This is a genomic window from uncultured Nostoc sp., assembly GCF_964245575.1.
Lineage (GTDB): Bacteria > Cyanobacteriota > Cyanobacteriia > Cyanobacteriales > Nostocaceae > Nostoc.
On record NZ_CAXTNP010000148.1, the window covers coordinates 1 to 19,701 of the forward strand.

At 39.7% G+C, this 19,701-nt stretch carries 17 protein-coding genes and 1 pseudogene; 7 read left to right on the forward strand and 11 right to left on the reverse strand.

What is annotated here, in order from left to right:
• From ACFFAP_RS22115 to ACFFAP_RS22130, 4 genes and pseudogenes are all read right to left on the reverse strand, one after another.
• Positions 1–649 (reverse strand): annotated as a pseudogene (locus ACFFAP_RS22115) (hypothetical protein); the annotation flags it as partial.
• Positions 650–666: 17 nt separating this feature from the next.
• Positions 667–2,160 carry a hypothetical protein gene (locus ACFFAP_RS22120; RefSeq protein WP_375513237.1) on the reverse strand — a complete coding sequence of 498 codons (1,494 nt, stop codon included), beginning with the start codon at positions 2,158–2,160 and terminating at the stop codon, positions 667–669.
• 863 nt (positions 2,161–3,023) lie between these two features.
• Entirely contained in the window at positions 3,024–3,374 is a 351-nt protein-coding gene (locus ACFFAP_RS22125; RefSeq protein WP_375513238.1) for a fertility inhibition FinO-like protein, read from the reverse strand.
• Entirely contained in the window at positions 3,368–4,888 is a 1,521-nt protein-coding gene (locus ACFFAP_RS22130; protein ID WP_375513239.1) for an NB-ARC domain-containing protein, read from the reverse strand. The genes ACFFAP_RS22125 and ACFFAP_RS22130 overlap by 7 nt, the downstream gene beginning before the upstream one ends.
• A gap of 372 nt (positions 4,889–5,260) precedes the next feature.
• Here ACFFAP_RS22130 and ACFFAP_RS22135 point away from each other — a divergent pair, with 372 nt between their 5' ends.
• Both ACFFAP_RS22135 and ACFFAP_RS22140 read left to right on the forward strand, forming a co-directional pair.
• Positions 5,261–7,117: a protein kinase gene (locus ACFFAP_RS22135; RefSeq protein WP_375513240.1), complete on the forward strand. Its 1,857-nt coding sequence runs from the start codon at positions 5,261–5,263 to the stop codon at positions 7,115–7,117.
• A gap of 112 nt (positions 7,118–7,229) precedes the next feature.
• Positions 7,230–8,267 (forward strand): tetratricopeptide repeat protein, encoded by a 1,038-nt coding sequence (locus ACFFAP_RS22140; protein WP_375513241.1) that lies wholly within the window; start codon positions 7,230–7,232, stop codon positions 8,265–8,267.
• Here ACFFAP_RS22140 and ACFFAP_RS22145 read toward each other — a convergent pair.
• The 3 genes from ACFFAP_RS22145 to ACFFAP_RS22155 all read right to left on the reverse strand — a co-directional run bounded on the left by ACFFAP_RS22145 (position 8,209) and on the right by ACFFAP_RS22155 (position 13,241).
• Positions 8,209–10,722: a CHAT domain-containing protein gene (locus ACFFAP_RS22145; protein ID WP_375513242.1), complete on the reverse strand. Its 2,514-nt coding sequence runs from the start codon at positions 10,720–10,722 to the stop codon at positions 8,209–8,211. The genes ACFFAP_RS22140 and ACFFAP_RS22145 overlap by 59 nt on opposite strands.
• A complete protein-coding gene (locus ACFFAP_RS22150; RefSeq protein ID WP_375513243.1) occupies positions 10,722–11,030 on the reverse strand; it encodes a hypothetical protein in 309 nt (102 codons plus the stop codon). The genes ACFFAP_RS22145 and ACFFAP_RS22150 overlap by 1 nt, the downstream gene beginning before the upstream one ends.
• A gap of 99 nt (positions 11,031–11,129) precedes the next feature.
• Entirely contained in the window at positions 11,130–13,241 is a 2,112-nt protein-coding gene (locus tag ACFFAP_RS22155) for a filamentous hemagglutinin N-terminal domain-containing protein (protein ID WP_375513244.1), read from the reverse strand.
• Between the two features lie 446 nt (positions 13,242–13,687).
• Between ACFFAP_RS22155 and ACFFAP_RS22160 the strand changes: the two genes are divergently transcribed.
• Complete coding sequence (locus ACFFAP_RS22160) at positions 13,688–15,022, forward strand: Rieske 2Fe-2S domain-containing protein (protein ID WP_375513251.1); 1,335 nt, start codon at positions 13,688–13,690, stop codon at positions 15,020–15,022.
• Between the two features lie 157 nt (positions 15,023–15,179).
• Here the strand turns inward: ACFFAP_RS22160 and ACFFAP_RS22165 are convergent, their stop codons facing one another.
• The 4 genes from ACFFAP_RS22165 to ACFFAP_RS22180 form a co-directional block, all read right to left on the reverse strand.
• Complete coding sequence (locus ACFFAP_RS22165) at positions 15,180–15,458, reverse strand: hypothetical protein (protein WP_375513245.1); 279 nt, start codon at positions 15,456–15,458, stop codon at positions 15,180–15,182.
• A gap of 41 nt (positions 15,459–15,499) precedes the next feature.
• Complete coding sequence (locus tag ACFFAP_RS22170) at positions 15,500–15,853, reverse strand: hypothetical protein (protein ID WP_375513246.1); 354 nt, start codon at positions 15,851–15,853, stop codon at positions 15,500–15,502.
• A 97-nt stretch (positions 15,854–15,950) separates the two neighbouring features.
• The gene (locus tag ACFFAP_RS22175) at positions 15,951–16,673 is read right to left on the reverse strand and encodes a hypothetical protein (RefSeq protein ID WP_375513247.1); all 723 of its coding nucleotides are present in this window, start codon (positions 16,671–16,673) and stop codon (positions 15,951–15,953) included.
• 134 nt (positions 16,674–16,807) lie between these two features.
• Positions 16,808–17,095 (reverse strand): hypothetical protein, encoded by a 288-nt coding sequence (locus tag ACFFAP_RS22180; protein WP_375513248.1) that lies wholly within the window; start codon positions 17,093–17,095, stop codon positions 16,808–16,810.
• Positions 17,096–17,328: 233 nt separating this feature from the next.
• On the opposite strand from ACFFAP_RS22180, the gene ACFFAP_RS22185 reads away from it, so the two are divergent.
• The 4 genes from ACFFAP_RS22185 (at position 17,329) to ACFFAP_RS22200 (ending at position 19,650) form a co-directional block, all read left to right on the forward strand.
• Positions 17,329–17,469: an aldo/keto reductase gene (locus ACFFAP_RS22185; RefSeq protein WP_308189921.1), complete on the forward strand. Its 141-nt coding sequence runs from the start codon at positions 17,329–17,331 to the stop codon at positions 17,467–17,469.
• A gap of 163 nt (positions 17,470–17,632) precedes the next feature.
• A complete protein-coding gene (locus ACFFAP_RS22190; RefSeq protein WP_375513249.1) occupies positions 17,633–19,036 on the forward strand; it encodes a Rieske 2Fe-2S domain-containing protein in 1,404 nt (467 codons plus the stop codon).
• A 22-nt stretch (positions 19,037–19,058) separates the two neighbouring features.
• Positions 19,059–19,304, forward strand: coding sequence for an SDR family NAD(P)-dependent oxidoreductase (locus ACFFAP_RS22195; protein ID WP_375513250.1), 246 nt, complete (start codon positions 19,059–19,061; stop codon positions 19,302–19,304).
• 10 nt (positions 19,305–19,314) lie between these two features.
• Positions 19,315–19,650 carry an SDR family oxidoreductase gene (locus ACFFAP_RS22200; RefSeq protein ID WP_375513252.1) on the forward strand — a complete coding sequence of 112 codons (336 nt, stop codon included), beginning with the start codon at positions 19,315–19,317 and terminating at the stop codon, positions 19,648–19,650.
• Positions 19,651–19,701 lie beyond the last annotated feature (51 nt).

Below are 19,701 nucleotides of genomic sequence, written 5' to 3' on the forward strand. Positions count from 1 at the left end.
CATTATGTGAAATCTCTGTATTAATCTCTATGAAATCTCTATATATAGATAAGTTACTCGTTTGGTAACTGGTTGTTACTGATTTCGTAGCTGCTTGTTGCTGATTTCGTAGCTGGTTGTTACTGATTTCGTAGCTGCTTCTTCGCCATTTCGTCAACAAGGATTTTTCAGTGGTTTCAGGGTTTTGCTCACTGTTTAGGCGAGAAATTCGATAAGTTATAAGGGCGATCGCTTCTGGGCAAATATCGATATGCATGACGTTGGGAATCACACCGTACTGTGTGTAAACTGGTTCCAGTACTACTTTGATTAAACCAAGTTCTTCTAAAACACGGATGGACTCTCTGACACATCTAACAGTAGTGTTCAGAGATTCTGCGAATGCTTCTGGGCTACGACGTAAAATATCTCCAATAAATTTTTTGCGCCATCCTAAAACTTCACCTGTGAGTTCTTCTCTTGCCTGATATGGTCGATACCAGTAAATAATGTCTGCTAAGATGTCTACTGCTAGGCGATCGCATTTACTTTGCCCTTGTAGAGTCTGATAACAAATGTGCTGATACCAGCTTCTTGGTGTAATATCGCCTTCAAAACTAATAGCAGCAATGGCATCAACACTCTGGTGTCCAGTTAACACTTGAATCATTTACTACCCACCTTTGGTTACACATTGCCTAAATAAGAAACAGCCGATTCTACACGCCCAGGACGGATGTCAAATACCGCATCTGAGCATTGCCGACGACGATGAGAAGCTTTTTCTAGAGCCGCAATTAGATCAATCTCTTGGGTAGTTAATTCCGCCCAGTAGTCAAGTTTAATCACCTCGTACTGTTGGGCAACATCCCAAAAGTCCTGCCAAGTACACCCAGGTTTTCCTAGCACTGCCCTAATGTCACAAAGAGCCTGGGGCAACATTGACAATTGCTCCGTTCTTGTTGCGATAGCCTGTGGTGTCGGTTCGGTTCCCAAAATGATTGCCGCAGCTTCGAGTGCTTGGGCGTTGTTCATTGCAACGCTTAGATTCTTCAATGCCATACCCATGAGGCGTAAACATTCCTGTGCATTTTCTTTGGGGGGAACAAGTGCAAGACTTCGCAAATCAATAGTTTTCTCCAGGGCAAGCTTGACTTGTTTGTTCAACACTTTAGTCGCCTGTTGCGTCATGGTATTCCCCCACTGCTGTTGAGGGCGTTCAAGTACTGCGTGTTCTAATTCTTGGATACGAGAAAGGAGTTGTTGATTCTCAATCTCCAGCTTTCTCAACCCCTCCATCTCAGAAAGGCGTTGCTGCAACTGGATATTCTGCTCTTTCTGTTGCTTGTACAGGTTTTGCAGAGATTCGATTTGCTCACTTACTTGAGCTTCGGCTCTAGCATTAACTTCTGCTTGTAGCCCAATTCTCAATTCCTGGGAAAGTCGCTCTAACTCAAGTTTGTGTTGCTCTTTGAGTGCCGCTAAAGCTTCGGCATAAACTTTTGGGTATCTACGCTCAGTCGAATCGGACACAATTGCGGCATCCAAATCAGTGTTGTTTACCAGCAGCCTTTCACCATCGCTCTTGCTAACAATCTGCTGCGAATTATTCGGAGCCGAAGCCTCAATTACTCCCTCTTGCCCATAACGGGGATGTTCTGGTGAGGAAATTGTGACTTTGGCTTTTTTGGGAACCAATGGTTCCTGATTTTTGGGAACCAATGGTTCCTGATGGAATGGCTTTCTCCCTCTTGGCATTGGGGCAACAATATTAGCCGCAGCTGCGAAATCTGATTCACTAGGGTCTGGGTTTGATTCAAGAGCCAGTCTTATCGCAGCAATAAGTTTTTCTGGTTGTTTGGCTAACCTCAAAAGAGGACGGGCTTGGCGCTCATTTTTAATCTGTGACCCCAACTCCCCTGCTGCAACAATAACTTTTGATGCCCCTAAGAGTTGATTTATACGCCGATAGCCACCATATATATGCAATTCGCCTTGGCAATATTCTGAGAAGTTTTTGTACCCAGCGATTCTGTACATCTGCTCGTCATGCATGAGGCGAATCTGTTCTACTGCTTGCAACTCAAATCGGTCAAGAGCAGCGAAGGTGTCTTTGATACTGCTGTTGAGATCATCGTAATGAAGTGCTGATTTGGTTTCTTCTCTATCTAATGTCAGCATATTTCTCTCCTGTCATTATCACTAGGAGAGGTGTTTGAAAAAAATTTTGATGTCACCTTAATCCCGACACCAAGGTGTATTGGGCATAAGTCATTTTTCACGATATTTTTCCCTGATAACTTGGTTGACAAGCTTTTACTCGGGGGTTGTATCAGTTATCAGTTATCAAAGACTCTGACTGGAATGGCACTAAGAAAAGCCCAAAGGCTTGTGTAGCCTCGTTCCCAGTCTTAAGACTGGGAACGTATTCCGAGAGGCTCTGCCTCTCGTCAAGAAAGAGGAGGCGGAGCCTCCTATGATGGATTCCCGGCCTGGAGGCTGGGAACCAGTCAGGGCAAGGGCTGTATCTTAACTTAGTGCCATTCGACTCTGACTGATAAGTGGTAACTGATAACTTTTATTCGCGCTGCTACTTCTTTTTGCTACAAAATTCGGGATATTTCTTAATCAAACTTAACTTTACAGAAACTTATGAATTTCAAGAGCAAAAATTGCCACACGAAACTGGTGCGTTTCGTGCGGCTTCTCGTATAATACGAGAAGCAGCGGATTCAATCTCGTCTAACCAGTCAGTGGGTAAAAGCCGTCAAACTTTAACTACCACTGCTTTGGTTTTCGTGAGATAACCCCGCTCTGAGGTTATATGGAATTTAAGACCCGCACAAAGCGCTACTCCTTAGTGGCGCTTTGTGCGTTAAATTCTCGTAGTGTTGTATCTTCACCTCCATACCTCCTTTGAATTAGCTTGATTTTACATAACTTGTGGTCTTTCCGTATCTAACGAGATTCTGCAACGTTTTTGTTTGATTCCTCCATATTTACCAGTGTTTGTTCCAGCTTACCCTGATTGGGTAATCACTTCTTCAAGAAACAGCACCGAAGGCAGAGGTTCTCTCTGCCTTGGGCTTGCGCTCGAAAACTTGTATATTGGGTTCCTCCAACACGAACCCGTTGTCTGTTTGCTGACCGAGCTTACCTGCGTAGACGCTTCGCGGCTTGTCGTTAGACATCGCTGCAACCCACTGTGGGTAATTACTGGCTGCATCGGTCAGTTTCTTGTAAATTTTTGGTTTAACTGTGATTGTTATGATGCGTCCGTCACACTCTAGGTCAAACTGCTGCCAACCGTTCTCTATGGTCTTGGGTTGTGGCAGTTCGTTGATTTTAATTGTGATTTCTAGTTTTCCTGCAATCATAGCTACCTCTGTTAACATGCGTAGCTTGCCGCCGTAGGCATCACTAATGATGAAGTATCATATCTATGTACTAATCCGAGTGGATCAATCTCAATATACTTTTTAATTACTGGCTGTAAATTAAAGCTAATTTCTTTTGTAATAGGGTCTTTGAGACTTTCTACCAAAGACTGTCTTTCAAGTTTTTCTATTGCCTTTATTAATTCTAAAGTTGATACAGATGCTTCCTGTCTCTGTTTGACATCATCTAATAATTTCGTAAAGCTAACAGGTTTAGGATTTAATAGCATTTCTTCAGCTATATAAATCAAAATTTGCTGCTGAACTGGATTCAATAACTGCCCAAACATTTGATTTAGCATCACTTCAAATTTGCTGCTAAAAAACGTAGTTTTGTTTTCAAGAAATCTTTTGGTACTACCAGCAAAAAAACGGTTAATTCGATTAACTACCGCCTTAATCTCTGAAGGATTACCACGATAAATTTTAATCAATTGATTGCAATTTTCTTTGTCAGTTAATCCTTTTGCAGACAAAAGCTGCATTGCGGCATCTGGATCTAAACCTTCTATCTTCATCTCTTGGATAGGATGCCCTGTTGCTATGAGATCATCAAACTCATCAGGTAAAGTTCGACTCGTTAACAGCAAGCTGCTTTGATCTAGTTCCTCTATCAATCGGCGGAAAAACAAGCTGTACTCTAGCTGCTCCTGAAAAATATTTCTTTGAAATAAAGCTTCAAAAGCATCTAGTACTAGCAGGTAACGACGTGATTGCAACTGTTTAATCAAAACTGAGATCATTGCCTGAGTATATTTAGGTAAGCCTGACTCAGACTCTGAGGGTTGTACTAGTTCTAGCAGATCACCTACTAAGTCTTGTAGTGAGGGCGCATGTGCCACTGATTTCCAAATTAAGCAATCAAACCTGGACTGAGCTTCTGTACTAAGTTCTTCTATCAGTTTTGCTGCTAATGCACTTTTACCGATTCCTGCCACTCCTACTAGTGTCACGCAGCGCTGCTTGGTTATTTGTTCTTTTATTTGGGTTAATTCTTCTGTTCGTCCATAAAAATTAGATACGTTATAAGGTCTACGTCCCTTAACTTCTATAGAATGGCTAACAGGAAATTTTTGCTGTTCATTTGGGGCAGATTGAACATAATACTCTTGGGTGAGTTGCTCTAAAAAATTCCGCAAATTCTTTTTCCCAACCCGTTCGCCATGCCCAATCGTTTCGGAGAGTAAATCCCATAGTCGAGGAGCTATGCCCCTTTGTAAGTAGTTAAGGCTGTAAGTTGAGTTAATTGCTATCTCCTCATAGTCATCGTCATCCCACGCTCCCTTCATAATAATGATTTCAGGCTCGGATAGGGATCTACCTTTTTTGCTCAATACAAAGTTATTTACTACAGCCAAAGCTAGGTCAAAAGTTACTTTTACCGTAAAAAGTACTTTTGGAAGTTCCTGTACTTTTAAATTAATAGATGAAGGAACCGGAGACTGGAATCTGGGATCAGCACTAAAATTCATAACCGTGCCAGCTATCTTGGTGTAGTATTAGTAAATGCCCGTACAAGGGATTTCTGTAGATAAGTTTTAGTTAGACAATTATGTAACATTGTACTCAATAATATTTTATTTTCTCCGTTTTAGTCAATTTTTTTCGTAAAAAGTACTATAAGAATTCCTAAGGGTGCTACTTAATTCTCTCGTGCTTATATCCTACTGAGGACAGTAGAAGGAGCCATAAGAGCAGCAAAACACTGACATTATCGCAGTACAAGAGGAAGCCGGACGGTTAAAATAAGACTGCCTAAAATGCTTGGTTGACACTTGTGCTGTTGTATGTTATTTTTTTGGGCTGGCTCAAAGGGAGTATTATGTATTTGGTGACACTAAAATATGAGTTACTGTATTAATCCCCTTTGCGCTCATCGGCAGAATCCCGATAACGTTGAAACTTGTTTGGCCTGTGGAACTACACTGCTGATTAACAACCGTATTCGGCTTATCAAACCACTAAGACCGCTTACTGATGACCCGTACAGTTACTTTGAAGTTTTTGAAATAGAAGACTTTGGTACGCAATGGAATCCTGTGCGTAAGCAACGAGTGATGAAAGTTTTGAAATGGAACTCGTCTAAGCTACGGGAGTTGATTGAGCGGGAATCTATCACTTTACGAAGAATTCGTCATCAAAATATTCCTAAAAGTAGCATAGATGACTTTTTTACTTTTGTTCCCAACAATAGTCCTTTAAAGCTTTGTTGTTTAGTGATGGATAAAATTGAGGGACAAAATTTAGATCAATGGTTAGAATTTAATGAGCCAATTTCGCAATTATTAGCACTAGAATGGCTTCAGGAGTTAGTTAAAATTCTTGACGTAGTACATCATACTGGATTTTTTCATAGAGATATTAAACCTTCTAATATAATTATTAAGCCAGACGGTCAACTAGTATTAATCGATTTTGGTACTGCGCGGCGAGTGAGTAATACTTACTTAGTAAAAGTTAGTGGAAGCGGAGGGACTAGTGTAAGGGTAGGCACTTACGAGATTACATCTGTTGTCACAGCTTGTTACACTCCCCCAGAACAAATGAATGGCAAAGCTGTACCACAATCAGATTTCTACGCTTTAGGTAGAACTTTTGTAAATTTAGTTACTGGTATTTCTCTGATTGATCTACCAACAAATGAAAAAACAGGGAACTTAGTTTGGAGAGATAAAGCACCGCAGATCGACAAACCTTTTGCTGATTTCATTGATGAGTTGATGGCTCCCTTGCCGGGGCAGCGCCCGCAAACTACGGAAGTAATTTTGCAGCGGTTAGAAAAACTGCCTCAGCAAATTAAAAATTATAGATTAGCTAATTCTCAAATATTTATATTTAGCAGATATGTATTAATAGGTTTAGTCTTTTTTGGGGGTGTATTTCTATCTAAACCTCTAGCAGCTAACTACCTAGTAACTCAAGGACAAAAGTTAGAAGCAGCAAATAATTATCGGGGGGCACAATATTTTTTTAACTGGGCTATAAAAATTCGTCCTCAGAGTAATCGGACTATATCAAGTTTTTACTTTGATAAAGCTGTCCGTAGCACCAAAGACCTTGGGTTAGCTAAAAAATATTATGAATTAGCAACTAAATACAATAACTATGATGCAGATGCTTATACTAATTTAGCTTTTATTTGCCAGCAGTTAAACGAAGATGAATGTGCAATTAAAAATTATGAAAGTTCATTCAAATTAAAGCCTGATAATTGGGAATCACGTTTTGGTCTAGCACTTTTTTATGATGATAGACGAATGTATAATTTGGCAGAAAAACACTATAAGTTAGCCATTGAAATGAGTAGAGAAGCAATACCAGCCATTAATAATTTATCAAGATTGAAGATTTTAGATGGCGAATATAATGTAGCAATTGCTTTAGCTAAATCCGGCTTACAAAAAACTGAAAATATTAAATTACAGTCTACTTTATACAAAAACTTAGGTTGGGCAAAACTAGAGTTAAAGCGTTATGCCGAGGCGAAGGCTGACTTGGAAAAATCAACAAAGCTGGATGCCAGGACAGATGCTTACTGTTTATTAGCGCAAGCGCAAGAAGGATTAGGTGAAATTAACGACGCCAGACTGACTTGGGAAATCTGTTTGATTGCCGAGTCTAATCAGTTAGAAGTTCAGCAGTGGAGATTGCAAATATTAAAGCGTTTATTGGGAGAGTTTGTGACGCCATCTTCGCCCTAAGTCTTTTTTTTATTCCCTGTTTGCTGTATGCTACTAACTAGCAAATAGCTGTACAAAAATCTTGATGCTTACTTTCCAAAATTCGACAAGTGCAATAGTCAAAAAAATATTCATGGTTCAAATTGTAGCACTTGCATCAATATCAACACTAGTTGTCTCAAGTTATAGTAGTGTATGGGGGCAATCTCACCTCATAGCCTTGCGTCAGTGCAAGAATGTTGATGGTAAGGTGATTAGTTCAGGCGATCGCTACTTGCCAGCAGGTAGTCCGCTCTGTCCGGGAGATAAGATTCACCCAGAGAATGGAGCCACAGTTACAGTCCTTTGCTATTTAAATCGAGAAATTTTATACATTAATCAAAAAAACTTTTCTGACGCTACAAACAAATGTGTACCACCACAAGTTACTGAGGTTGAGAAGTATCGATGTACGAATCTTAAACCGCAGAACTGTCCGACTACTTTTAAAGGGCCAGGTGACGATAACTCTGTACCAAGACCAAGATTAATTAGTCCTTACATTAGTGGCGGTAGAATTTTGACTACCCGACCCTCAATTTCTTGGCGTGCAGTTCCAGGTGCAACTAGTTACACAGTAGAGATGGAAGGTAATAATGTTAACTGGCAGATACAAGTAAACAATACTGTACTGCCATATCCAAAGGAGAAATCCCAATTAAAATTTGGAAGTACATATAAAATTACTGTGCTTGCTTACCAGGGGAACTCTCTCATAAGTTACGCGCCCTTAGTAATTAGTGTTCTGCCAGAAAAAGACCAACTGGAGATTAGCTCATTGGTTAAACAAATTAACGAATTGAAAATACCTCCAGATGAAGCTGCTGTTAAGGATTTAGATACTATATACATGTCAAAAAATTTGGTAAATGAATCGATAGATACATTACAGGCAAGAGTGGCAGAAGGAAGTAAAAACCCTGAAATCTATCGAGTATTGGCAGATCGCTATTTAGAGGCAGGATTGTCTGATAAGGCTTTTAGTGAATACACAACAGCGATTATGTTAGCTAAAAATAGTAAGAACTTAAAAGAATTATCAAAGGTGCAAGAAAGTTTAAAGCTGTGGAAATTTATAACCAACTACCAACGAGCAAGAACGGGGACCAGTAGTAATGATGAGCATATTTAGGATTTTTCATTAATGTTAGTTGTGCCAGACGCAGTGCCTCTGCTTTCGGAATACCATTTTTCAATCCCTTGTAGAATTCTTCCATTAACAAAGCAGTAGAATCTGCATCTACCAGCCACAAAGTAGCTATCGTAGTTCTCGCACCTGCTTGTGCAGCTACTCCAGCCATTCCTAATGCTGAACTTTTATTACCCTTTGCAGTCTGACACGCACTTAAAACTAATAACTCAATTGCATCTGCATCAGTTTGAACTTTACCTTTTAGTAATTTATCAAATTCTCTAATATTGATGACCTGATCATAAGCTAAAAGTACCGTCTTCAAAGGGTCAGAACTAAACTGTCCATGAGTGCTAATATGAACGATTGGGAAATTATTTTTATTTATTTCTTGTTCTAGACGGAGACTAGTAAACTTTTCGTCTAGTAGTGTAAGGGAAGATTGTGTTTGACTTTGGACATCTTTTACTTCTTCAAAGGCTTTGGGTAGTGATCCGATGCCTTTAGGAGCGTTGCGATCTAACAAGCTGGGGCTGGGCTTAGACAAAGCAGCGATGAGAGCTGTAAACCGCTTTTTTGATAAAGGTTTGGGAGATCGAATTCTAGAACCGAGAGTGGCTGCAATGCTGTAATGCTCGAGGAGATAATTTTTTCCATCATATAATATGCCCATTGGTATACTTTGGAAAGATTTATCTAAGATAAATATCAATGTTCCTGATGCAGGTAGATATGATGCTATTGGTGCAATTAATTTTTCATAAAGTGCTTGAGAAGGCAAAATAATTTGTTCGACATCAATAGTTGCGAGTTTCTGCTCCTGTAAACTCCAGAAAAGAGCATTAACATTTTCTTTAACTAGATTTGCTTCAACAGAGTAATGATAAAGAGAGCGGTCTTGAGCCTGTAAAATAACTTCTATCGTGTCATCCAAATCAATAATATTAATTATTCCATAAGCCAGATTTAAATTGGGAATTTCATTAAGAGAAATTAGGTCAAGCTTCCCACATTTCAGAAAATTTTCTAACTGTGCTGTTTGTAAACGTTCGTTTGTCTGAATAACTTCTTTGAGGTCAGGATTAGAATCTTTCAAAAGTAACTTCATATAATCACGGTATACAGGTTCTACTTCTTCTTGAAAGAAGAACTGTATATCTACATTGCTTGACAACATGCTGTCACGAATTTGCGCCAGGTTATCAATAGCAGACTTGTACATTGTGAGGGCTTCTTTAACCCTTCCTTGCTTGTTATATAAGTTTCCTAGCTGTTGTTGCCATTGGTAAGCAATATCTTCTGCTTGAATTGATTGAGCCAAACTTAAAGCTTTTACAAAATATGCTTCTGATTTTTCTGGTTGTAATTTACCCAAAGTCCCAAGACTGTAAGACTTGATTCGCTGATTACTTGTACTTTTAGCTGTTTGCAAAGCAGATTGACCATACTCAATAGCTAATGAACGTAATTGCTGAACTGGAATTTGACTTAAACTATTAGCAAAATTGAGCTTTGCATAAACCAATTGGATAGCTGATAATTGAGAAAATGTAGAAGAGTTTTTCAAAACTCTGTTAACAGAAGGCTGAATTTGTTCTTGAATTTGATTGCGAATCTCAACTAATTTAGGATTACCTGAGTTCAACTCTGCTGTTAAGCACTTCTCAAAATCTATTAGCAGGCTCAAATGATGCAGTTGAGATTTTAATTGTGTGACTGGATAATTTGCTGACACCTGATTTACTTGGTGATAAAGTTCAAGTGACTTGAGTGCTTGTTGCTGAATCAAATCCACAATTTCATTTTTGAAATCTGCTTCTTCTACTTCATAATATTTATTTCGTGCGTGCTTATAAATAGCTTCCTCAGTATTAGCTAACGACAGCAAAATCTCATTATGATCAACAGAGGGCGTTTGTTGAGCAATTGAGAGCGTTCTTGCTAGAACGATCTTTGATTCATCTAACTTACCAATTAAGCGCAAGACATCCCCTAAGTTGTGCCATGCAAATAGATTTACTGGCAAATGTTTTTGCGCTTCTATCGCTGCAATCAATAGTTTTGTTGTAGATTCAGTAGACTCTTGTGGCAAGATGGTACAAATCTTAGTATCTGTATTTAGCTTGAGAGCTTGTAATAATGTGTTACAAGCAAAACGATTTAATCCTAAAGCTTGTAGGGCAAGATTTTGGTTAATTAAGCTGCCAGTAATACCCTCTTCGTAGCCGAGTTGACGATAAATTTTTGTGGCTGATTTCCAGGACTCAAGGGCCTCTGATGCTCGCCCTTCATTTAAATACTTCTCTCCTATTTGGGTCAATAGTCGGGCTTGATTACGTTTTTGTGTTTCTTTATTTACAGCTTGAGCAGCGATAATGGATGGCTTGGCTACAACTGTTAATAGCCCTAGAATGCTTGAAAATACATACTTAAACCAGTCTCGGCGTCTAATCATTACTGGGCATGGATTGTAATAGTATTTTTTGAGACATTTTCTTCAGAACATAAGCTAGCGAACGACACAGCATAAGGCATTGCTGAATTTGCCTCTGCTGTCAAGGTCACATTCCCGTAAGAGTCTTGCACCCAACCTTGAGCTTCTACAATTTGTGTTGCTTGTTTTTCCAATTTTGGCTCCTCTGAATTATTGTTGACCTGACTAGAAACAAAATTATCTTGCCAAGTTGGTTTCATAGGTGGTACATCGTTAGGACTCAGAGGTAATCTGTCCACGCCAGTCATGACAAATTCACTTCTTGCCACGTCTGACTGTCCCTGGCAAACTGATGCAACTTTTGGAGTTTCTGCAAGTCCTTCTGGTACGGACTCAATGCCGTTAGGGTCAACGTAAAAGCCGTTGATCTAAACGTCACCATTCAATCCGAATTGTGAACTAGCTGTAATTTGACTGTTGGGAGAGAAGAATAATCCACGAGCATTTATCAGGATATTTCCGCCTCGTCCTTTAAAAGCGTTAGCTGTGATGCTACTGTTTTTTGCAAGAACTAGGATATTTGTGTTGATATTGATGTTGCCACCATCACCATCTGTGTCTTGCTGACCAGCAGTTGTGGAAATAATTCCATTGCGGAGAAAAAAATTATTTGAGGTAATATAAATATCACCACCCTGTCCGACAGTAGTGGTTGCGGTAACGCCTCCGTTGTTTGTGATGTTAATTGTATTCGCCTTAATTTGAAGTTTTCCTGCATCACCCAAACCTTCATTTCCAACGCTAATTAGACCTCCTTGATTGATATTTAAAAGAGGAGTGTCAATGGTTATATTTCCAGCAGAACCGATTGGTACTAAAGGGAGTCCAAATATTTTTCTTACAGTTTCATTTCCAACATTGACTGATGAGCTTATAAAACTGGGTTGAGAGCTGTCAGCTTTTCCACTCACTTCTATAAAGTTTTTGGCATTAATGCTTATACTGCCGGCATTTCCAGTAGCAAAAGCAACAGAATTAACTATTCCTCCATTTTTCAATCGCAATTGCGATGTATTTATGGTTAAACTTCCAGCATTTCCAGCATTAAAAGCTGCGGCTGCTATGGTGCTTGGAGCAGAACGCTCTGGCTTTATCCCTGTAATTTCGATAGAATCTGCATTGACAGTAACGTTGTTTCCATCTCCAGTTCCGAAGCTTGATGATGCCACTGTTCCTCCATCAGTAATTCCTAGCTTAACTGTTGACATTTGAACAGAACCTGCTTTTCCAGAAGCGAAAGTAGCAGCACTAATTAAGCTAATAGTATCTCCACGACGAAAAGGATTAGCAAGCCTATTTTTTAACAATTGCACAGAATCAGAGGCATTAATAGTTACGTTACCTCCAGGAGCATTACTGTATGTACCTGCTCCCACTCTTGCTCCATCCTGAAGCGTTAACCGTTGGGTAAAAACTTTTAGATCGCCACCTTCTCCAGTATTTAGTGTTTCCGTGAGTATACTACTAGAAACATTGCCATCTGGAGAAGTTCCTTCCAAGACCAAAGACTTAAAAGCATTAATATTGATACTTCCAGATGAAGTCTTGCCTAAATTCTGAATCAACATTGCTGAACCGTCTGTCAGATGGACATTATCTCCATGCACCTGAATAGTTCCAGCGCCTGTACCACTAGCATTGATTAAAGCTTGTTTGGATAACTGAATATCCTCAAATTTGTGAACTCCTTCGTAATCAAAAGTCCATCTTTGATTATTGGATTTGAGGCCAACAAAACCAGATCCTACACTACCCAACTCAGATTGTCCCCCTGGAGTCGTTATAATGCCACCTTCCACATTTACGTTACTCCCGATTAAAGCTAGAGTCTTTCCTGGTTGTACTAAAAGCCCTGTTGAATTGTTGTTTACTATGGTAGGGAATAAACCTGCATTTGGTGTAATTTGATGTCCCCTACCTAAAAATTGAATAGTTCCAGTTGAATTATTGCTAAATGCTAGCCCTGTAGGGGCGCTAATTGTTAGCAATGGTTCTTGATGGTTGGGTTGAGCAAAAAACTGTTGACCGTCAGCAAAATTAATACTGTTGGCCGTAGTTGCGACAAATGACCCGCCAATGTTTAATTGAGCGTTAGAGCCAAAAATAATTCCATTGGGGTTGAGCAAAAATAGGTTAGCTGTTCCATTAGCACGAATTAAACCATTAATGTTAGAAACAGATTTGCCTGTGACGCGGCTAATAATGTTTTGAATATCAGCAGCATTATTAAAGAAAGCAGTATTCCCAGTAGAAACAGAAAAGTCTTGAAAGCTGTGGAATAAATTAGTTCCTGATCTAGTCCCTTCATTGATAATATTAATATTGCCTTGATTGGTGACGCGAGAATTGTGAGTGAGAGTAGTATCTGGAACGATTTGTGCAGCAGTTGGAGTGGAAAATGATATGTAATATAATATACTTACTTTTAAAAGCCAGGAGCTAGTTTTCCACAGTTCTATTTGAAATTTCGTTTTATGCACCTGTAGCTAAATCCTTTTTTTACACACGAAAATATTATAAAGTTTAAAAAGAACCAGCTACAAATGATTTAAATCATTTTGCTCATGGCGTTAATATATGCGATTAATCAGTCATCTCTCTATCTATTGCAATCAACGATCTCCCCCTGTATGTAAGCAATACCCCACTGACGAAACTTAGTAATCAACTTTTCGATAAGAATCTACACGCACTGAGTCATCATCCCAACACTCTTGAAAAAATTAAAATCTGGGATTAGTACCCAAAATCTTGCCATCCTCAGCTTTTTCACTCTGGTCTAGCCTTTGACCAAGCGCTATTGCCTCACTTAACCATTTATCTGTTATCACTCGCAGTTCATTGGTTGCTTGCCATTAAAATCTTTTGATGGCGGTTGCATATACTAAACGTAGAATCACTTTTTGTTTACTCAATGAATAGAGAAATACAATCTGAGTTCAACTTTTTTCAACATTGGTATCCTGTCTCTCCGATTCAAGATATTGATCCAAAGCGTCCTACCTCAGTAGTTATTTTAGGACTGCGCTTAGTTATCTGGAAGCCTAAATCATCTAAGACTTACCAAGTGTTTCTAGATCAATGTCCACACCGTCTTGCTCCTTTGAGTGAAGGGCGTGTTGATACACAGACAGGCAATTTGATGTGTAGTTATCATGGCTGGCAGTTTGATCCCCAAGGAATCTGTACCCATATTCCTCAAATAGAGAATTCAGAAATTGTTACTAAGAATCAAAAAAATCTGTGTGCAGTTACACTGCCAGTTCGTCAGGAAAATGATTTACTTTGGGTTTGGCCTGATGCCAAGTCAGCAGAACAAGCATCTGTTACACCTTTACCTCTGTCACCTCAAATAGATGCTAGCAAAGGTTTCGTTTGGGATTCTTTTGTGCGCGATTTAGAATATGATTGGCAAACTCTTGTTGAAAACGTGGCAGATCCTGCTCATGTTCCTTTCGCTCATCATGGGTTGCAGGGTAATCGACAACAAGCAGTACCCATGCCAATGAATATTGAGAAATCAACAGTAGATTTAATTGAAGTACTTCTTGAAAGAGACTTGAGAAGAACAACAATAACTTTTCAACCGCCTTGCCGCTTGGAGTATGCAATTAGCATTGGCGACTCTGGAAAGCAGTTAGGAATCGTTACTTACTGTATTCCAGTATCTCCAGGTAAGTCAAGAATTGTAGCTCAGTTTCCGATTAATTTTGTTAAAACACTTCATCATCTGATACCTCGTTGGTGGGTTCACATCATGATCCGTAATCCGATTCTTGATGGAGATATGATTCTTTTACATCAGCAAGAGCATTTTCTTCAACAGAGACAATCTGTTGAAAGTTGGAAAACTGCTTACAAGCTACCTACAAGTGCAGATCGTTTAGTGATTGAGTTTAGAAATTGGTTTGATAAATATTGTTACGGGCATTTCCCGTGGAGTCAAGTCGGAATTAGTACTCAAGAAAACTCGAAAATTAATGACAATCGCTCTGTGGTGCTGGATCGCTACAAACAACATACTCGGCACTGTAGTAGCTGCCGAGGGGCGCTGAGGGTAATCCAACGTTTGCAAGTGGTACTGTTGGCATACTCTGCTATTACTATTTCAGGAGTTGCTATCCTTCCAGATCCGCTTCGAGTCAAGCTTGGTTTAGCGCTAATTATTACAGCACTATTAAGTTTGGCAGCTTGCACTTGGCTCAAACTTTGGCTTGTCCCTAAATTTTACTTTGTAGACTATGTTCATGCCAAAAAATAACAGAACTAGACAACAAATTACAAAATTAATCATTTTGTAAGTATCTCAAGATGTAGCGCCAATTCCGCTTTTTGCCATCGCGTGTAATTTGACACTCAATTTATCCTGTTACCAAATGTTTAAAAATATGGCAACCACACCGCACGACACATACTCTTTATTCACTTTGGATGTAGCGAAAGTTCATATCTCCCTTGTAGCCAGAAGCTTTCGCAAGATCCTTAAGGTTTTGCACGCCACTATACTGATGTCCATTGATGACCCAAGTGGGGTAGCCAGGAACTTTCGCAGCTTTACATAAATCAGGATGAGGATTGATGCCACGGCGATCGCACTCAACTTTAATACTGTCGTTGATTATTTGGTAGGCTTCCTTCCCAAAGAGCAACTTCTGTTCGTGACAGTGAGGACACCACCAAGCAACGTATGGGAGCAACGCGAAAAAGTGAGATCGGGGTTTAATTCTCAGTTATATAGCTAGATTCTCAATAAAAACAGATGTTTCGCTGCGATCGCACTATCAAACAGGTGATTTATACCCCTAATTTTTAGCACCTCACAAAATCGCGTTGCTCCCGCAACGTATTCTTTTGCCCCGATGTTCACCAAATGCTTCGCCAAGGCTAGTTCTGCCTCCCCAGAAGTGGTGGTGATTTCCCAACCGACTCCAGTCTGAGGCCGTTCTTTGGGCAGGGAGAAGATGATTGATGGGGACTTTTGGTTGTCTGTTTGTTGAGCGATATCTGTCAGTAGTGCAGAGCCAGAACTCGTACCAACACAGATAATGGAGAGCGTTAACAGTGCAAGTAAAAGAGGGTGTTTGATAGCCATATTAAATATATACTTTGATTGAGTAGTTGTCGAAGCTAACAATTGGAAGCTTTAAGATTGTAGTATCTTGTATAACTGATAACACGAAGCCCAGATATTATTCTTCATCATCTTCATACTCATCGAAATCATCATCGCCATGTTCTTCATACCACTTTCTTTCTTCCTCCAAAGCGATTTCTCTTTCGCTCCTTTTTCTTTCTAGGGCTTCCCTTTCAAGCCTTTCTTTTTCAAGCCTGTCTCTCGCTATCCTTTCTCTTTCTATTCGTTCTCTCTCTCTTGTTTCTCTTTCTACCCTGTCTCTTTCAAGCTGAATTAATCGCCGCTCCACTCGCTCACAGTAGAAATCCAAAGCCTTGCCTGTGGCTGCTCCGGTAATTGCGCCACCAGCTAAAAAGACGAGGGCAGTTTTCCAGCCGTTAATGGGATTGCCACTCCACTCCAGAGTACCTTCATTGATCCACACCAATAGAAAATAGACAATAATTCCAACAACCGTATTAATTACAGCAAAAACTCTCGGTGTCATTTCGGTTTGACGAAGTATCAGCCATTGGGACAAACTGAGAATCACACCAAAGATTACCGCAGCGATAGCACAAAGAATAACATTACCTGGAAAAGTGAATGGATCTACTGCCAAGTTAATCATTAGTGCCAGAGTAATCGGGGCAGAAAGCAAAAAGCCGATAAATAAGCTAGCACTAATCGCAAGAAACCAGTAGCGACCGAGATAACCCAGGCGAAATTCTAACAATGACTCTTGTACTCCAAACAAAGTCATCCAAAAGGCAATATTTGCTGTCAAATAATCAAGCATTAGTCGTTGTTTTACCAATGTGTTGAAGAGGGGAATTTGTAGAATAAGCCCAAATCAACTGTAGTGTTGGATTGATTTTCGTTAAAGTATTCTTTCAACGATGATCTCCAAATAGACCTGTTTCACTCCTAGTGTCACCCACAGAAATCATCCACGCGCAGATCGCGCCAGACATCAGAAATCTGCCAGCCAGAGTTGCCAACAGACTGTACTGGAGGATTGTCAAGGAACGGAATATAGTCAGGAACTCTAGGCTCTGGAATCGCTACTGGTTTTTCCTCAACTATAGGCGCTGAAGAATTGATGGTATTAACTTGAAGAAGTTGGTCTTCTGCTTCTTCGATTAACTTCATCTGTCTCAGGGTAAGCTTGTCGGATTTTTTGATAATCTTCTTGGTATCTGTATCATTAGAAGTTTTCATTGGCTGTTTCCTCGAAGGCATTGGCTTAAAATTTGTCTGAGTAAAGTTGAGAGAAGATGAGTATTAATAATTGCACGGAATTAACAAGGTACACTAAATCAATGGAAAATACGAGTCCCTTGTTGAGGAATTTATTAATTGGACATAAATATCTTTTTCGGGCAGATGCCTAAAAGCGATCGCAGTAGGATCATTGTCTAGAAGTCAAAATTCTTTTGGGTTTTTGACATACGTTGACCTGTACCAATGCCATCGCTACGATTCAAAATACGCCTTTAGAAGAAACCATGACGGCACTCGCTGAGGTAGTGCGTCAGGGAAAAGCTCGTTACATCGGCTTTAGCGAATGGAAAAAGTTTTTGCCAAAAAGCTAGGGCTTTTGCTCTATAAGGAGAACTAAGTTCTTAATTTTGGATAAAGTCGAGCTTAGTAGCTATTCATAAAATCATTTATGGAAATGCGATCGCCATACAGCCAATGTTCATACTAGCTAAAATAAATCTGAGAGTAGGCAATAAAAATTAATAAACATCAAAAATGTTTGAGAAAGAAGTCAATGTCAGAGATAGTTTTCACTCAAAACAGCCTGGGGGCGGCAGTGATCCGAATAGTTTTGATTGTAAAGAAACATGGTATCCCATCCATTACCTAGAGGACTTAGACAAATCAAAACCAACGCCTTTTACAGTGCTGGGAAGAAATATTGTAATTTGGTGGGATAGACTTGCCCAATCTTGGAGAAGCTTTGAAGACCAGTGCCCTCATCGTTTAGCACCGTTGTCTGAAGGCAGGATTAGTGACGATGGGCTTTTGGAATGTCCCTATCACGGTTGGGCTTTTTCTGGAGATGGAAATTTTCAAAGGATTCCTCAACAAGTCAAAGGTGGAACAGCAGAGATATCAAAACGAGCTTGCGTGGCATCATTACCAATTATTGAAAAGCAAGGACTACTGTTTGTATACGTTGGTGAATATGAAAATGCTGCCAAAACCGAAGTCCCAATAATTGAACCATTAGAAGAATCTCCCGAAGGATGGGTTGTAATTAATACATTTAGAGATGTACCTTATGATGCATTAACACTATTAGAAAATATACTAGACCCTAGCCACATATCGTTTACACATCATAAAACGGTAGGAAATAGGGCAAATGCAGCACCTTTGGAACTTGAAGTGATTGAATCTGGGAAACATGGATTCAAAGGGATTTGGAAACAAGGTTTGAAACCCGGGCAATCAGGAGAGTTGTCTACAACCTTCGTCGCTCCAAGTTTAATGTGGCATGACATCAACTCCCAGCGTGGTAGAATTCTAACCGTTGTTTATGCTACACCCATACGTAAAGGAGAATGTCGTGTATTTGCACGTTTTCCTTTTAAGTTTCCTGATAAACTTCCAGGTTGGTTTATTAAGCTCAGACCGCGTTGGTATTACCACATTGGACAAAATGGTGTTTTAGAAGACGATCAAATTTTTCTCCACTATCAAGAAAGGTATCTTGAAGCTAAAGGAGGTAGCCCTAACTTTACTAAAGCCTTTTACCTTCCAACCAAAGCAGATAGTTTTGTATTTGAATTGCGTCAGTGGGTAAACCAATATAATGCTGAACCATGTGGCAAAGAGACTTTTTCTCCCCCATTGGCAAAGTCCGTGCTTCTGGAGAGGTATCATTCTCATACGGAAAAATGTGCCAGTTGTAGCTCGGCGCTTTCTATTATTGAGCGATTGAGATTTGGGAGTGGAGTTGCAACAGTACTTACTTTGGCTTGGACTCCAATGCTTTTTTTATTTTTTCAGACAACATCAGTTGTAGTAGTTGTGATTGAAACTCTAGCTCCCTTAATTTTTGCACTAGCATGGCTCGGACTAAGTAAGTTAGTTATTCAGTTTTATGATGGACGAACCTTACCTCCACGAAACCGACCCGAAAAAAACTGAAATCTAATAATAACAGAAATATATGAGTAAGCTCATCTTAATTACAGGCATAAGTAAAGGTCTAGGTTATGCAATGGCTGAGGGTTTTATTCAACAGGGACATACTGTTATTGGTTGCGCTCGTTCATCAGATGCTATTGATAAAATACGCCAGAAATTTAGTGCTAGCAACGATTTCACATCTGTAGATGTAGCAAATGAACAGCTTGTAACAAAATGGGCACTCTTTCGTACTTCAAAAATATTCACCGCCAGATATAGTAATTAATAATGCGGCAATTACCAATTATCCAGCGCCTTTGTGGGAAATACCATCTGAAGAATTTTCGGATCTAATAGATATCAATATCAAAGGAGTAGCGAATATAATTCGCCATTTCGTACCAGCAATGGTGAAAAAGAAACGGGGTATTATTGTCAACTTTAGTTCTGGCTGGGGACGTTCGACTTCACCCCAAGTTGCACCATATTGTGCTTCTAAGTGGGCAATAGAAGGATTAACTCGTTCTTTGGCACAAGAATTGCCAACTGGTATGGCAGCTATACCCCTCAATCCAGGTATTATTCATACTGATATGCTTTCTATTAGCTTTGGAGAAGAAGCTGCTAATTAACGTGAGTTCGGGTTAAGATTAGGCGGCAGAAAGCAAATTGTGATCGATGGC

Bases quoted from the DNA above. Each gene is read 5' to 3' on its own strand.
- ACFFAP_RS22135 (WP_375513240.1), top strand. From the start codon at position 5,261: ATGAGTTACTGTATTAATCCCCTTTGCGCTCATCGGCAGAATCCCGAT.
- ACFFAP_RS22180 (WP_375513248.1), bottom strand. From the start codon at position 17,095: ATGAAAACTTCTAATGATACAGATACCAAGAAGATTATCAAAAAATCC.
- ACFFAP_RS22140 (WP_375513241.1), top strand. From the start codon at position 7,230: ATGGTTCAAATTGTAGCACTTGCATCAATATCAACACTAGTTGTCTCA.
- ACFFAP_RS22190 (WP_375513249.1), top strand. From the start codon at position 17,633: ATGTTTGAGAAAGAAGTCAATGTCAGAGATAGTTTTCACTCAAAACAG.
- ACFFAP_RS22195 (WP_375513250.1), top strand. From the start codon at position 19,059: ATGAGTAAGCTCATCTTAATTACAGGCATAAGTAAAGGTCTAGGTTAT.
- ACFFAP_RS22120 (WP_375513237.1), bottom strand. From the start codon at position 2,160: ATGCTGACATTAGATAGAGAAGAAACCAAATCAGCACTTCATTACGAT.
- ACFFAP_RS22170 (WP_375513246.1), bottom strand. From the start codon at position 15,853: ATGGCTATCAAACACCCTCTTTTACTTGCACTGTTAACGCTCTCCATT.
- ACFFAP_RS22130 (WP_375513239.1), bottom strand. From the start codon at position 4,888: ATGAATTTTAGTGCTGATCCCAGATTCCAGTCTCCGGTTCCTTCATCT.
- ACFFAP_RS22125 (WP_375513238.1), bottom strand. From the start codon at position 3,374: ATGTTAACAGAGGTAGCTATGATTGCAGGAAAACTAGAAATCACAATT.
- ACFFAP_RS22175 (WP_375513247.1), bottom strand. From the start codon at position 16,673: ATGCTTGATTATTTGACAGCAAATATTGCCTTTTGGATGACTTTGTTT.
- ACFFAP_RS22145 (WP_375513242.1), bottom strand. From the start codon at position 10,722: ATGATTAGACGCCGAGACTGGTTTAAGTATGTATTTTCAAGCATTCTA.